General features: G+C 71.0%; 15 protein-coding genes and 1 pseudogene. 10 read left to right on the top strand and 6 right to left on the bottom strand.

What is annotated here, in order from left to right:
- Positions 1-19: 19 nt before the first annotated feature.
- The 3 genes from D7223_RS24100 to D7223_RS24090 all read left to right on the top strand — a co-directional run bounded on the left by D7223_RS24100 (position 20) and on the right by D7223_RS24090 (position 3,693).
- On the top strand, positions 20-1,435 hold the full coding sequence (locus tag D7223_RS24100; protein WP_120730721.1) for a cytochrome ubiquinol oxidase subunit I: 1,416 nt from the start codon (positions 20-22) through the stop codon (positions 1,433-1,435).
- A 14-nt stretch (positions 1,436-1,449) separates the two neighbouring features.
- Positions 1,450-2,448: a cytochrome d ubiquinol oxidase subunit II gene (gene cydB, locus D7223_RS24095; RefSeq protein WP_120730720.1), complete on the top strand. Its 999-nt coding sequence runs from the start codon at positions 1,450-1,452 to the stop codon at positions 2,446-2,448.
- Positions 2,449-2,520: 72 nt separating this feature from the next.
- On the top strand, positions 2,521-3,693 hold the full coding sequence (locus D7223_RS24090; protein WP_120730719.1) for a GNAT family N-acetyltransferase: 1,173 nt from the start codon (positions 2,521-2,523) through the stop codon (positions 3,691-3,693).
- A gap of 72 nt (positions 3,694-3,765) precedes the next feature.
- On the opposite strand, the gene D7223_RS24085 is transcribed toward D7223_RS24090, so the two are convergent.
- Positions 3,766-4,155, bottom strand: a complete 390-nt coding sequence (locus D7223_RS24085) for a nuclear transport factor 2 family protein (RefSeq protein ID WP_120730718.1) — start codon at positions 4,153-4,155, stop codon at positions 3,766-3,768.
- 81 nt (positions 4,156-4,236) lie between these two features.
- On the opposite strand from D7223_RS24085, the gene D7223_RS24080 reads away from it, so the two are divergent.
- Positions 4,237-5,004, top strand: a complete 768-nt coding sequence (locus D7223_RS24080) for a helix-turn-helix domain-containing protein (protein WP_202864690.1) — start codon at positions 4,237-4,239, stop codon at positions 5,002-5,004.
- Between the two features lie 22 nt (positions 5,005-5,026).
- Here the strand turns inward: D7223_RS24080 and D7223_RS24075 are convergent, their stop codons facing one another.
- From D7223_RS24075 to D7223_RS34020, 3 genes are all read right to left on the bottom strand, one after another.
- Positions 5,027-5,716 carry a hypothetical protein gene (locus D7223_RS24075; RefSeq protein ID WP_120730717.1) on the bottom strand — a complete coding sequence of 230 codons (690 nt, stop codon included), beginning with the start codon at positions 5,714-5,716 and terminating at the stop codon, positions 5,027-5,029.
- A 67-nt stretch (positions 5,717-5,783) separates the two neighbouring features.
- Positions 5,784-6,260, bottom strand: coding sequence for a peroxiredoxin (locus D7223_RS24070; RefSeq protein ID WP_272948755.1), 477 nt, complete (start codon positions 6,258-6,260; stop codon positions 5,784-5,786).
- Between the two features lie 22 nt (positions 6,261-6,282).
- Positions 6,283-7,116 carry a patatin-like phospholipase family protein gene (locus D7223_RS34020; protein ID WP_120730715.1) on the bottom strand — a complete coding sequence of 278 codons (834 nt, stop codon included), beginning with the start codon at positions 7,114-7,116 and terminating at the stop codon, positions 6,283-6,285.
- A gap of 75 nt (positions 7,117-7,191) precedes the next feature.
- On the opposite strand from D7223_RS34020, the gene D7223_RS24060 reads away from it, so the two are divergent.
- Together D7223_RS24060 and D7223_RS24055 are read left to right on the top strand one after the other, a co-directional pair.
- The gene (locus D7223_RS24060; protein WP_120730714.1) at positions 7,192-7,920 is read left to right on the top strand and encodes an SDR family oxidoreductase; all 729 of its coding nucleotides are present in this window, start codon (positions 7,192-7,194) and stop codon (positions 7,918-7,920) included.
- A gap of 78 nt (positions 7,921-7,998) precedes the next feature.
- Positions 7,999-8,388: pseudogene (locus D7223_RS24055) on the top strand (GNAT family N-acetyltransferase); the annotation flags it as partial.
- On the opposite strand, the gene D7223_RS24050 reads toward D7223_RS24055, so the two are convergent.
- Positions 8,375-8,887, bottom strand: a complete 513-nt coding sequence (locus tag D7223_RS24050) for a GNAT family N-acetyltransferase (RefSeq protein WP_120730712.1) — start codon at positions 8,885-8,887, stop codon at positions 8,375-8,377. The pseudogene D7223_RS24055 and the gene D7223_RS24050 sit on opposite strands and share 14 nt — an antisense overlap.
- An 82-nt stretch (positions 8,888-8,969) precedes the next feature.
- Between D7223_RS24050 and D7223_RS24045 the strand changes: the two genes are divergently transcribed.
- From D7223_RS24045 to D7223_RS24030, 4 genes are read left to right on the top strand one after another with little or no spacing between them, the layout of a single operon-like run.
- Positions 8,970-9,428: a helix-turn-helix transcriptional regulator gene (locus D7223_RS24045; RefSeq protein WP_420330344.1), complete on the top strand. Its 459-nt coding sequence runs from the start codon at positions 8,970-8,972 to the stop codon at positions 9,426-9,428.
- A 5-nt stretch (positions 9,429-9,433) separates the two neighbouring features.
- Complete coding sequence (locus tag D7223_RS24040; protein ID WP_120730838.1) at positions 9,434-9,844, top strand: VOC family protein; 411 nt, start codon at positions 9,434-9,436, stop codon at positions 9,842-9,844.
- A gap of 10 nt (positions 9,845-9,854) precedes the next feature.
- Positions 9,855-10,307: a pyridoxamine 5'-phosphate oxidase family protein gene (locus D7223_RS24035; protein WP_120730710.1), complete on the top strand. Its 453-nt coding sequence runs from the start codon at positions 9,855-9,857 to the stop codon at positions 10,305-10,307.
- Positions 10,308-10,367: 60 nt separating this feature from the next.
- The gene (locus D7223_RS24030) at positions 10,368-12,752 is read left to right on the top strand and encodes an ATP-binding cassette domain-containing protein (protein ID WP_120730709.1); all 2,385 of its coding nucleotides are present in this window, start codon (positions 10,368-10,370) and stop codon (positions 12,750-12,752) included.
- 343 nt (positions 12,753-13,095) lie between these two features.
- Here the strand turns inward: D7223_RS24030 and D7223_RS24025 are convergent, their stop codons facing one another.
- Positions 13,096-13,635, bottom strand: coding sequence for a DUF6193 family natural product biosynthesis protein (locus tag D7223_RS24025; protein WP_120730708.1), 540 nt, complete (start codon positions 13,633-13,635; stop codon positions 13,096-13,098).
- Between the last annotated feature and the right edge of the window lie 471 nt (positions 13,636-14,106).

The following is a 14,106-nucleotide window of genomic DNA, read 5'->3' as shown; positions in this document are numbered from 1 at the left end:
CGCAAAGCTGGGGGTTCAGGTGGACGCGTTGGACGTCGCCCGCTGGCAGTTCGGTGTCACCACCGTCTACCACTTTCTCTTCGTACCGCTGACCATCGGCCTGTCCGTGCTGGTCGCCATCCTGCAGACCCGCTGGCACCGCACCGGCGACGAGAAGTACCTCAAGCTCACCAAGTTCTACGGCAAGCTCTTCCTGATCAACTTCGCGATGGGCGTGGTCACCGGCATCGTGCAGGAGTTCCAGTTCGGCATGAACTGGAGCGACTACTCCCGCTTCGTCGGCGACATCTTCGGCGCCCCCCTGGCCATCGAGGCCCTGGTGGCGTTCTTCCTGGAATCCACCTTCATCGGCCTGTGGATCTTCGGCTGGGACCGGCTGCCCAAGCGCCTGCACCTGGCCAGCATCTGGGCCGCCGCGATCGGCACGAACCTGTCGGCGTACTTCATCCTCGCCGCGAACTCGTTCATGCAGAACCCGGTCGGCTACCGGATCAACCCCGACACCGGTCGCGCCGAACTGACCGACTTCGTCGCCGTGCTGACCAACAAGGTCGCCCTGATCACCTTCCCGCACACCATCGCCGGCTCGTTCCTCGTCGCCGGGTCCCTGCTGGTCGCCGTCGCCGTGTGGCACCTGATCCGCAACCGCGACTCCGCCGACACCCCCGCCTACCGGTTCGCCGCGAAGTTCGGCTCCTGGGTCACCCTCGTCGCCGCCTTCGCCGTGGTCGTCACCGGCGACATCCAAGGCAAGATCATGACCCAGGTGCAGCCGATGAAGATGGCCGCCGCCGAGGGACTGTACGAGACCGAGAGCCCCGCCTCGTTCTCCGTACTCACCGTCGGCAGCCTCGACGGCACCCGCGAGCTGTTCGCCATCAAGATCCCGTACCTGCTGTCGTACCTGGGCACCGGCGACCCCGAGGGCACCGTCCAGGGCATCAACGACCTCCAGGCCCAGTACGCCAGCCAGTACGGCGCCGGCAGCTACACCCCGATCATCCCGGTCACCTACTGGAGCTTCCGGTTCATGATCGCCTTCGGGCTGGCCGCCGCCGCGATCGCCCTGCTGGTGCTCTGGACCCACCGCAAGGGCCGTACCCCCACCAACCGGTGGCTGCTGCGCGCCGCCCTGGCCATGCCGATCCTGCCCCTGCTCGCCAACTCCTTCGGCTGGATCTTCACCGAGATGGGCCGCCAGCCGTGGATCGTGTTCGGCGAGATGCTCACCCGCGACGGCGTGTCCCGCAGCGTGTCCCTGACCGAGGTCCTCACCTCCTTCACCGCGTTCACCCTGATCTACGCCACCCTCGCCGTGATCGAGGTCAAGCTCCTGCTGCGCTACGCCAAGGCCGGCGTACCCGACGTCAGCGACGAGCACCCCATTGACGACACCCACGACGACGCCGAGCGCCCGCTCGCCTTCGCCTACTGACCCCGGAGCACCCCGTGGAACTGACGACCATCTGGTTTCTCCTCGTCGCCGTCCTCTTCACCGGCTACTTCATCCTGGAGGGCTTCGACTTCGGCGTCGGCATGCTGCTGCCCGTCCTCGGCCGCGACGACCGCGAACGGCGCGTCCTGATCAACACCATCGGCCCGGTCTGGGACGGCAACGAGGTGTGGCTGATCACCGCCGGCGGGGCCATGTTCGCCGCGTTCCCCGAGTGGTACGCCACCCTGTTCTCCGGCTTCTACCTGCCGCTGCTGCTGATCCTGCTCGCCCTGATCGCCCGCGGCGTGGCCTTCGAGTACCGCCACAAGCGCCCCGAGGCCGCCTGGAAGCGCCGCTGGGACGCCGCGATCTTCTGGGGTTCGGTGCTGCCGGCCATCCTGTGGGGCGTCGCCTTCGCCAACATCCTGCGCGGCGTGCCCCTGGACGCCGACCACGAGTACGTCGGCGGCCTGCTCAACCTGCTCAACCCGTACGCCCTGCTCGGCGGCGCGACCACCCTGGCCCTGTTCGCCACCCACGGCGCGGTGTTCATCGCCCTGAAGACCGTCGGCGAGGTCCGCGAGCGCGCCGGCGCGCTCGCGGTGCGCCTGGGCGTGGCCACCGCCGTGCTCGCGGTGGCGTTCCTGTCCTGGACGCTGACCATCCGCTCCAGCGCCGCCGCCGTCGTGTTCGCCGTCGGCGCGGCCCTGGCGCTGCTCGGTGGTCTCGCCGCCGCCCGCGTACGCCGGGAGGGCTGGGCCTTCACCGGCACCGCCGTGGCCATCGGCCTGGCCGTGGCGACCCTGTTCGCCGCGCTGTTCCCGAACGTGCTGCCCTCGACCCTGGACCCGGCCGGCACGCTGACCGCCACCAACGCCGCGTCCACCCCCTACACCCTGAAGATCATGACCTGGGTGGCGGTGGTGTTCACCCCGATCGTGCTGGCCTACCAGGGCTGGACCTATTGGGTGTTCCGCAAGCGCATCGGCGTGGCCCACATCCCGCAGCACTGACACCCGGCGCCGGTGGTCGCCGACGGGAAAACCCGGCGGCGACCACCGGCGACCCGGCACTATCGTGTGCCGATGCCCGTCACCGTCCGCCCGCTCACCGACGCCGACCTCACCGACGCCTGGGCCCTCGGCCGCCTCGCCTTCGGATCCGACCCGCAACCGCCGCCCACCACCACCACGGCGGGCCTGACCCGCTACGGCGCGTTCGACGCCTCCGGGGCGCTGCTGGGCAAGGCCGTCGACCTGCACCACGACCAGTGGTGGACCGGACGTGCGGTGGCCGCCGCCGACGTCGCCGGTGTCGCGGTGGCCCCCGAGGCGCGCGGCCGGGGCGTCGCCCGCGCGCTGCTGGGCGCGCTGCTGCGCGGCGCCCACGAGCGCGGCGCCGCCGTCAGCGCCCTGTTCCCCACCGTCGGCGCCCCCTACCGCGCCTGCGGCTGGGAGGTCGCCGGCGTCCTGCGTACCGTCGACCTGCCGACCGCCGCGCTGCCCCGACACCGGCCGGCCGCGCACCTGACGGTCCGCTCCGGCCGGACCGCCGACCTGCCCGCCACCGCCGCCCTCTACGAGCAGGTCACCCGGCACCGCTGCGGCCTGCTCACCCGACGCGGCCCGCTGTTCGACCACGGCGACGAGCTGCCCTACGACGGGCTCACCCTGGTCGAACACGACGGCCACCTGGTCGGCTACGCCGGCTGGCAACGCGGCCGCGGCTACGGCAGCGACAGCGTCCTGACCGTCGAGGACGTCCTGGCCACCACCGCCGACGCCTCCCGGGCACTGGTCGGTGTCCTGGCCAGCTGGCACAGCGTCGCCCCCACCCTGCGCCTGACGCTGCTGCCCGGCGACGCCGTCGCCGCCCACCTGCCGCTGGAGAACGCCCGCGAGCACGAGCAGGACACCTGGATGCACCGCCCGGTCGAGGTCACCCGCGCCGTCGCCGACCGGGGCTGGCCGCCGTACGCGCGCGGCACCGTCACCTTCGACCTCGACGACCCGCTCGCCGAATGGAACACCGGCACCTGGCGCCTGGACGTCGCCGACGGCCACGGCGAGCTGCGCCGCTGGCACGGCGAGACCGACCTGCGCCTGAGCGTGCGCGGCTTCGCGCTGCTCTACGCCGGCGCCGCGACCGCGACCGCCGTCGCCGAGGCCGGACTGCTGCACCCCACCCCGGGCGCCGACCCGCGCGCGGCGGACCTGCTCGCCGCCGGGGGACCGGCGCACCTGCACGACTATTTCTGACCGGCCGGTCCCGCGGCAGCGCACGCCCGCCGCGGAACCGACCACCTTCATCCGGCGCCGTGGGTGACCCGGTCAGTGGTGGGTGGATTCCCACCACGTCATGTTCGCCGACGCCTGGGCGACCGGTTCGATGATCTCCCAGGCCTCCGCGATGAGCCCGTCGGCGATCCGCAGGATGTCGACGACCACGATCTCCGGTCCCGGGTCGGGCAGCCGGCGTCGCGAGTGCACCACCACGTGGTCACCGTCGGCCAGCAGGTGCAGGATCTCCACCCGCATGCCGGTGGTCGGGCCCAGCGCGGCGCCGACTGCGGCGAGCCACTCCGCCCTGGTCGAGGTCGTCGAATCGGTGCGGTGGTGGACGAAGTCGTCGCTGAGGAACGCGGCCAGGGCATCGACGTCGCCCGTCGCGACCAGCCCTCCCAGCGCACGTTGGACGATGCTCTTGTTCGCAGTGCTCATGGGCCGAAGCCTCTCCCGCGACCCGTGCGCTTGTCGATGAACTGGCACTTCATGGCGTCCGCCGCGACAACGAGTACCCTCATGATCATGCACACGGTCGGGGAACTCCTGCGGCAGTGGCGGCAGCGCCGGGGACTCAGCCAACTCGACCTGTCGATCGCCGCTGACGTCTCGGCCCGGCACGTCAGCCTGGTCGAGACCGGCAAGTCCACGCCGAGCCCCGACATGATCCTCCGGCTCGCCGACCAACTGCACGTGCCACTGCGGGATCGCAACCGGCTGTTGCTCGCCGCCGGCTTCGCGCCCCGGTACCCACAGCGTCCACTCGACGACTCCGCCCTGTCGGCCGCCCTCGACGCGGTCCGCAGGGTCCTACGGGCCCACGAACCGTATCCGGCGTTGGTCTTCGACCGACGGTGGAACATCGTGCTGACCAACCGCGCCATCGACCCGTTCTTCGCACAGGTCGCACCCGACCTGCTGCGGCCACCGGTCAACCTGGTCCGGCTGGGCCTGGACCCGCGCGGCCTCGCCCCCCTGGTCGTCAACCTGGCCGACGTGCGCGCGGTGTTCCGCAGCCGGATCTCCCGACAGCTCGCCGCCGCTCCCGACCCGGAACTCACCGCCCTCTACGAGGAACTGCTGGGCCCCGCGCCCGAGGACACCACCGGCCAGCGGGTCGACGCCGACGTGGTGATCCCGATGATCCTGCGCATCGGCGGACGAGAACTGCGGCTGTTCTCGACCATCACCACCTTCGGCACCCCGATGGACATCACGATCGACGAGATCGCGATCGAGTCCTACTACCCGGCCGACCCGCAGAGCGCCGCCTACTTCACCCGGTAGCCGACCTGCCGCACCCGGGCGCTCAGCCGGCCTCGCGCAGCTCCGCCAGCCGGGCCTCCACCTCCGCCAACTCCGCCCGCAGTTTCTGCGCCTGCTGCTCCGCCTCGGCCCGCTCGGCGGCCAGGATCTGCTCCACCGCCTCGTGCACACCCGGCACGTCCACCAGCGCCACCATCCGCAGCGCCTCGGCCGGCTTCACCACGTACGGCTTCGCCAGCGCCTTGGTGCCCTGCTGCGCGGCCACCGTCCACTCACCCTCGGCGTACGTCAGGGTCACCGTCAGACCCGCCGGCCCCTTCGGTTTCGCCGCCTTCACCGGCCGGCGCGCCGGCTTGGCCTCCGCCTGCTGCGGCACCGGCGGTTCCTCCCGACGCGGCGCCGGCACCGGCGCCCGGTCCAGCACGAACTCCGGCTCCGCCGGCGGCGCCGACGCGGCCGGCGCGGGCTCCACCGGCTTCGGCTCGGCCGGCCGGCGCCCCGCACCACGTGGCGCGACCGCCACATCGGCGGGGGAGAACGGCAACTCGTCGCGGCCGAACCGCACCACCACGTACTCGTCGGACACCGCCGGGTCGGTCAGCTGCACCACCTGCCCCACCTGCCCGGCCATCTGACCGGCCGAGGAGGTGAACACCACCTTCGGCTTACGCCCCGCCGCAAGGGCCTCCCGGATCCCGGTCACGTCTTCGGTGGACAAACCCTGACCCGCCATCACAGCCCTCTTCCGTACACCTGTTTGATTACTGCCTTGATACCAGCCGGCACCGACAGCGCGAAGATCAACCCCCCAGTGCCCGCAATGCCCGGTCGGCGTGCTCGTTCATGCTCACTTCGGAGTGGATCACCTCGACCACCCGCGCGTCGGCGCCGATCACGAACGTCACCCGCTTCGTGCTCAACGGCCCCAACGGCAACCGCCGCCGCACCCCGAGCCGGGACGACACCGCACCGTCCACGTCGGACAGCAGCGGATAGTCAAACCCGTGCAGCCGGGAGAACTCCGCCTGCTTGGCCACCGGATCCCGGCTGATCCCCACCCGCTGCGCGCCCACCGCCGCGAACTCCGCCGCCAGATCCCGGAAATGGCAACTCTCCGCCGTGCACCCGCGGGTCATCGCCGCCGGGTAGAAGAACAACACCACCGGCCCCGACGCCAGCAACTGCGACAGCCGCCGCGGTGTCCCCGTCTCGTCCGGCAGTTCGAAGTCCTCGACCACGTCACCCACGCCCAGCATCGGCCACCCCACCCTCGTCATCGGCTGCGGCGAGCCTAGGCGATCACCCCCACACCGCCGCCACCTGCTCGGCCACCGCGTCGGCCTGCGCCCGCCCGGCCCGCGCCGCGCCCGCCCGCCGCGCCGGGTCCAGCACGTTACGACCGATCGCCGCCCGCGCCGCCGAGTCCGGCGCGACCACCACCACCCGCGAACCCGCCGACCGCAACGCCGCCACCTGCGCCGCCAGCCGCGGCATCGGCCCGAACGCCACCGACGTCGGCGCCAGCACCACCACCGCCTCCGCGCCCGCCGCCAGGTCCGCGTTCACCGCCGAGCGCATCCCCCCGTCGATGAACCGCCGGTCGCCCACCGTCACCGGCGGCCACACCCCGGGCACCGCGCAACTGGCACCCACCGCGTCCACCAACGACACCCCCGAGCCCGCCTCGAACACCACGAAACCACCCGTGGCCGCGTCCACCGCCGTCACCAGCAACCGCCGCGCCGGCCACTGCCGCACCGGCAACCGCGCCTCGATCACGGCCCGCCGCGACTCCTCCGACGGCGTACGCGCCGCCACCGCCATCGCCCCGATCCGCGCCCGAGCCCGCGCCCCGTCCCGGGTCAACCCACCAGCCCGCAGCAAACGCGCCACCACCCGCCACCCCAACCGGGCCGCCACCTCACCACCGGGATCCCGCAGCTGCGCCTGATACAACTGCGCCACCGCAACGCCCGAACACACCTGCGCACCCACCACCGACCCCGCGGACGTCCCCACCACCAGGTCCGCGCCGGTCAGGTCCACCCCCCGCGCCGCCAACCCGTACAGCACCCCCAACTCCCAGGCCACCCCGGTCACCCCGCCACCGCCCAGCACCAACGCCCGTGTCATCGGCCACTCCCGTCTGCCGCCCGCCGTGCCGGCCACGGTAACGTCGCGACCGGCACGACGGAACGGGGGAGCGCATTGACGCAGGTCACCGTCATCACCGGTGGCAGCCGCGGCATCGGCGCGGCCACCGCCCGCCGGCTGGCCGCCGCCGGCCACCACATCGCCATCGCCTACCGCCGCGACCACGCCGCCGCGCAGGCCGTCCTGGCGGACCTGCGCACCACCGGCGTACGCGCCGTCGCCGTCGCCACCGACACCCGCGAACCCGACCAGATCACCACCTTGTTCGACACCGCCGCCACCCTCGGCGAGATCACCGGACTGGTCAACAACGCCGGCGTCACCAGCCCCATCGGCGCGTTCGTCGACCTCGACCCCACCGACCTGCGCCACGTGGTCGACGTCAACCTCATCGGCTACGTCCTGGCCGCCCAACAGGCCGCCCGCCGGATGAACACCGGCGCCGCCATCGTCAACGTCTCCTCCGCCGCCGCCACCCTCGGCAGCCCAGGGGAGTACATCCACTACGCCGCCGTCAAAGCCGCCACCGACAGCCTCACCATCGGCCTGGCCAAGGAACTCGCCCCGCACGGCATCCGGGTCAACGCCGTGGCCCCCGGCACCATCCGCACCGACATCCACGCCCTGTCCGGCCAACCCGACCGCCCCGAGCGCATCGCCGGCCGTATCCCCCTGGGCCGCCCCGGCGAACCCGACGAGGTCGCTGCCGCCATCGCCTGGCTGCTCAGCCCCGACGCCAGCTACACCACCGGCACCGTCCTACGCGTCGCCGGCGGCCTGTAGACCACGGCACCGCCACCGCCCCGCCGACCGGACCACCTCAGGGCCGACGGGCGGGGGAGCGGGCCGCGACAATCGGCGATCGACGACTGGCCCCGACGCTGGCACGCCGAGACCGGCGCCGGCTGGGCCGTCACCGACCACACCGGCGTACTCGGCCAGATCAACCTGCGCCGGATCGTCCTCGCCGACGCACTCGCCGAGGTGGCGTACTGGGTGCTGCCCCACGCCCGCGGCCACCGCGTCGCCACCCGCGCCCTCACCGCCCTCACCACCTGGTCCTTCGACGTCCTCGGGCTGCACCGCCTGGAACTGTCCCACTCCACCGCCAACCCCGCCTCCTGCCGCGTCGCGCAGGGCGCCGGCTGGCCCGCCGAGGGCACCGCCCGCGGCGAGGGACACCACACCGACGGCTGGCACGACATGCACCGGCACGCCCGCCTGCGCACCGACCCGGTCACCCGGACGTGAAGATCCAGTCCAGGCCGTCCTCGCCGTACCGGTCCAGCCACCGCGCGCGCCGCAGCCCGGCCCGCACCGCCACCCGCGCCGACGCGACATTGTCCGGCCGGACGCGGGCCACCACCGGCCGCCCCGACACCCCCGCCGCCACCCACCCGACCACCGCCGTGGCCGCCTCCGAGGCCAGACCACCACCCCACACCGCCGGATCGAACCGGTAGAACAGGTTCAGCGCCTCACCGGAGTCCCACGGCACCACCTTCACCCCGCAGAACCCGACCGCCGCCCCATCCCGCAGCACCGACCAGTAACCGAACCCGTACCGCCGCCAGTGCGCGTCCCACGCCCGATACCGACCCACCGCCTCCGCACGGGTAGCCAGCAGATCACCCGGATTGTGCGCGCACGCCAGCGGGTCGGTGTGCAACGCGTAGATCAGACCCACGTCCGCGCCGCCCGGCCGGCGCAACGACAACCGCGCAGTCGTGATCATCACACCGCCTGTCATCGCCCCAACCTAGGACAACCACCACCGCCCCCAGCGCCCCGGCCGGCCGCGACGCTGGGAAACCCCACCCCGACGTGGCAGCATCGCCCAGGTGAGCAGCCCCACCGCCGCCGACCAACACCTGCGCGACCTCGCCCGGCTCCGCCGCGTCCGCGACCGGATCGACCGCGAGTACGCCCGCCCCCTGGACGTCGAGGCCCTCGCCCGCGGCGTGAACATGTCCGCCGGGCACCTCAGCCGCCAGTTCCGCCTCGCCTACGGCGAATCGCCCTACCGCTACCTGATGACCCGCCGCATCGAACGCGCCATGGCCCTGCTGCGCCGCGGCGACCTCAGCGTCACCGAAGTCTGCTTCGCGGTCGGCTGCGCGTCGCTGGGCACCTTCAGCACCCGCTTCACCGAACTGGTCGGCGTACCACCCAGCACCTACCGGGCCCGCACCGCCGCCGCGGCCCCCGAAATGCCATCCTGCCTGGCCAAGCAGGTCACCCGACCGGTCAGGAATCAAGAAGCCCGGGTCACCCGGCCGCAACTAGCGTGAACGCCATGGACATCACCATTCACTCCAGCTACCTCCCGCACACCGACCCGGAGGCCTCCCTGGCCTTCTACCGCGACACCCTCGGCTTCGACGTCCGCAACGACGTCGGATACCAGGGGATGCGCTGGCTGACCGTCGGCCCCGCCGACCAACCGGACACCGCCATCGTCCTGCACCCGCCCGCCGCCGACCCCGGCATCACCGACGCCGAACGCCAGACCATCCTCGAACTGATCGCCAAGGGCAGCTACGGCGGCATCAACCTCGCCACCACCGACCTCGACGGCACCTTTACCAAGATCGAGGCCAGCGGCGCCGAGGTCGTCCAGGAACCCACCGAACAGCCGTACGGCATCCGCGACTGCGCCTTCCGCGACCCCGCCGGCAACATGATCCGCATCCAGGAAAAGCGCTGACGGCCCACCGATGAGTGCCGCCCCCCGCTCCCGCGCCGAACGCCGCCACGACACCGAGCACCGACTCACCCACGACATCGACGCCTGGGTCGCCAGCGCCGCCACCGACGGCACGCCGTACCTGGTACCGCTGTCCTTCCACTGGGACGGCGCGACGCTGCTGGCGGCCACGCCCGCCGACAGCCCCACCGGCCGGAACCTGGCCGCCACCGGGACCACCCGGCTGGCCCTGGGCCACACCCGCGACGTGACGATGATCGAAGGCGACGTCGAGGTCCTCGACATCGACGCGCTCCCGCGGGAGCGGGGGGACCTCTTCGCCACCCACACCGGCTTCGACCCCCGCGAGCTGACCACCCCCTACCGCTGGTTCCGCATCCACCCACGCCGCATCCAGGCCTGGCGCGAGGTCAACGAGATACCCGACCGCGACCTGATGCGCGACGGCCGCTGGCGGGACTGACCCCCTCACCGGGGACGAAGCGACGAACGACCACACGCACCGCGTGGAACGGAGACACCAGTGAGCACCGCCCCGACGCCCGAGCCGCACGCCGCCGACCGCCACGACCTGATCCGCGTACACGGCGCGCGCGTCAACAACCTCAAGGACGTCAGCATCGAGCTGCCCAAGCGCCGCCTGACGGTCTTCACCGGCGTCTCCGGGTCCGGCAAGAGCTCCCTGGTGTTCAGCACCATCGCCGCCGAATCCCAACGGATGATCAACGAAACCTACAGCGCCTTCGTCCAGGGCTTCATGCCGACGCTGGCCCGCCCCGAGGCCGACGTCCTCGACGGGCTCACCACCGCCATCATCGTCGACCAGCAACGACTGGGCACCGACCCACGCTCCACCGTCGGCACCGCCACCGACGCCAACGCCATGCTGCGCATCCTGTTCAGCCGGCTCGGCAAGCCGCACATCGGCTCACCCCAGGCGTTCTCCTTCAACGTCGCCTCGCTCAGCGGAGCGGGCGCCGTCACCATCGAACGCGGCGGCCAGACCGTCAAGGAACGCCGCAGCTTCAGCATCACCGGCGGCATGTGCCCCCGCTGCGAAGGCCGCGGAGCCGTCACCGACATCGACCTCACCCAGCTGTACGACGACACGAAGTCCCTCGCCGAGGGCGCCTTCACCATCCCCGGCTGGAAGTCCGACAGCTTCTGGACCGTCCGGGTCTACGCCGAGTCCGGCTTCGTCGACCCGAACAAACCGATCCGCAGGTACACCAAGAAGGAACTGCACGACTTCCTCTACAAGGAACCGGTCAAGGTCAAGGTCGACGGCGTCAACCTCACGTACGAGGGACTCATCCCCAAGATCCAGAAGTCCTTCCTCGCCAAGGACAAGGAAGCCCTGCAACCACACATCCGGGCGTTCGTCGACCGCGCGGTCACCTTCACCACCTGCCCCGAGTGCGACGGCACCCGACTCAGCGAGGCCGCCCGATCCTCCAAGATCGACGGCATCAGCATCGCCGACGCCTGCGCCATGCAGATCAACGACCTCGCCCGATGGGTCGGCGACCTCGACGAGCCCTCCGTCGCGCCACTGCTGACCTCGCTGCGCCACACCCTCGACTCGTTCGTCGAGATCGGACTCGGCTACCTCTCCCTCGACCGGCCCTCCGGCACCCTCTCCGGCGGCGAGGCACAACGCACCAAGATGATCCGCCACCTCGGATCCTCACTCACCGACGTCACCTACGTCTTCGACGAACCCACCATCGGCCTGCACCCGCACGACATCCAACGCATGAACAACCTGCTGCTGCGGCTGCGCGACAAGGGCAACACGGTGCTCGTCGTGGAACACAAACCGGAAACCATCGCGATCGCCGACCACGTCGTCGACCTCGGCCCCGGGGCCGGCACCGCCGGCGGCACCGTCTGCTTCGAGGGCACCGTCGAAGGACTCCGCACCAGCGACACCACCACCGGCCGCCACCTCGACGACCGGGCCGCCCTCAAGGACACCGTACGCAAACCCACCGGCACCCTGGAGATCCGCGGCGCCACCACCAACAACCTCCAGAACGTCGACGTCGACATCCCCCTCGGGGTGCTCTGCGTGATCACCGGCGTGGCCGGCTCCGGCAAGAGCTCACTCGTACACGGATCCATCCCCGCCGGCGCGGACGTCGTCTCGATCGACCAGGCGGCGATCCGCGGCTCACGGCGCAGCAACCCGGCCACCTACACCGGACTGCTCGACCCGATCCGCAAGGCCTTCGCCAAGGCCAACGGCGTGAAACCGGCCCTGTTCAGCGCCAACTCCGAAGGCGCCTGCCCCACCTGCAACGGCGCCGGCGTCATCTACACCGACCTGGCCATGATGGCCGGCGTCGCCACCGCATGCGAGGAGTGCGAGGGCAGACGCTTCCAGGCATCGGTGCTGGAATACCACCTCGGCGGCCGCGACATCAGCCAGGTACTCGCCATGTCGGTGACCGAGGCCGAAACGTTCTTCGGCACCGGCGACGCCCGCACCCCGGCCGCCCACGCCGTCCTGCACCGACTCGCCGACGTCGGCCTCGGCTACCTCAGCCTCGGCCAGCCGCTGACCACCCTCTCCGGCGGCGAGCGGCAGCGGCTCAAGCTGGCCACCCACATGGGCACCGACGGCGGCGTGTACGTCCTCGACGAACCCACCACCGGCCTGCACCTGGCCGACGTCGAACAACTGCTCGGCCTGCTCGACCGGCTCGTCGAATCCGGCAAATCGGTCATCGTCATCGAACACCACCAAGCGGTCATGGCACACGCCGACTGGATCATCGACCTCGGCCCCGGCGCCGGCCACGACGGCGGCCGGATCGTCTTCGAGGGCACCCCGCACGATCTCGTCGCCGCCCGCTCCACCCTCACCGGACAGCACCTGGCGGCCTACGTCGGCGCAGGGGAGTAGCGGCGCCGCACGCTCGCCACATCGTCGTCTACATCGCGCCGTCCCGCGCCGACAATCCGACGTCGCCGACATCGAGTCGCTCATCGGCGGGGGCGGTGCCGATCCGGGTACGGCCAGCCGAAGCCGTTCATCCACCGAGACAGTGGCCGGTCCGTTCTGGTGAGCCACGGTTTCCCGCGCGCCCCGCGCCGGCAGTCACACCGCGATCGTCACTGCCCGGAACCTCGGCCACCGTGCACCGGCATCGGCTCCGGCGAACTGGTAACCCGATGCATTGAAGCTCGATGAATGTAGTGGTTGCGGGCAGGACGATCTTCTGAATCCACTCGGCGGCTGTCCTCGGTCATCGATCCGGCAGCTCAGCCAGGACCAGGGCGACGCTGCGGGCAGCATCAGCGGTTCCCAACTCGCGTCGGCGGTCTGCTGCCGTTACCCGGTACCGATCGCCGTCCAGTGGTTCGACCCAGGGGCAATCGCCGCTATAGGGATAGCCAACGGTTCTGCTGAAGCCGAGGTTCCAGTGGCTAGTGAAGGGCATCAGTTGGCGCAGTCGCGGCTCGTGAATGGCCACGGTGATGAAGGAGTGCAGGCGGAGCAGTTGCGGAGCCCGACGGGCGTTTTCGTGGTACCGCCGCCAGGTGCACTCGGCTGCCTCACCGCGTTCGTGGGCCGCGGCGAGGGGGCTGAATGTAACAAACGGCCACTCGGAACCAAGTTCCCGGACTCGCGCCCCGGACTGCCAGGTCCGCATCGCGCCGGCGACCGCGTGCAGGTCGTCGGTGTTGCCCCGCGCCATGCAGACTCCGCGTGCCCAGAACTGCATGAGGAAGACCCGCTCACGACTGCCCACGAGTGCCGTGGCGCTGCGCTCGCCGTCCTTCACTCTCGCTCCCACGAACCGCCAACCGGGTGACGATTCGGGAAGTGCTCGCAGGAGCGGGGCAATTCCATCGAACTCGGCTTGCAGGATGTGGTTTAGGCTGCCCGCGCGAGCGACGTCAGGGTAGAGAACTGGATCTGGCCGCGTTGGACCAGGTTGGTCAGACACGTCTTATGATGCCTCGCGGATCAAGAAGTGACACCCCTTCAAACATCTGTTCGTCAGGCCGCAGCAGGGCCAGACGTGCCGACCACGAACAACTGGGAAGCGACTCCTGCCACGTTGCTGCCACCGGCCACCGCGATCCCTCCACGACGAACGAATCGTTCATCTGATGAGAACGAACAGCCGGTAAGTCCGGCGCCGGCACCGCAGACCGCGCAACCCTTACTGGCTCTGGAATCACACAACTCCGATGAGTCTTCTCGTCTACTTCGACTCATCGCAAGGTTCGATAATGCACATTATGTAAAG

This window comes from Micromonospora endolithica (assembly GCF_003626595.1).
GTDB lineage: Bacteria > Actinomycetota > Actinomycetes > Mycobacteriales > Micromonosporaceae > Micromonospora > Micromonospora endolithica.
The sequence above is the reverse complement of the archived record's forward strand: the minus strand, read 5'-3'. Positions and strand labels throughout refer to the sequence as shown.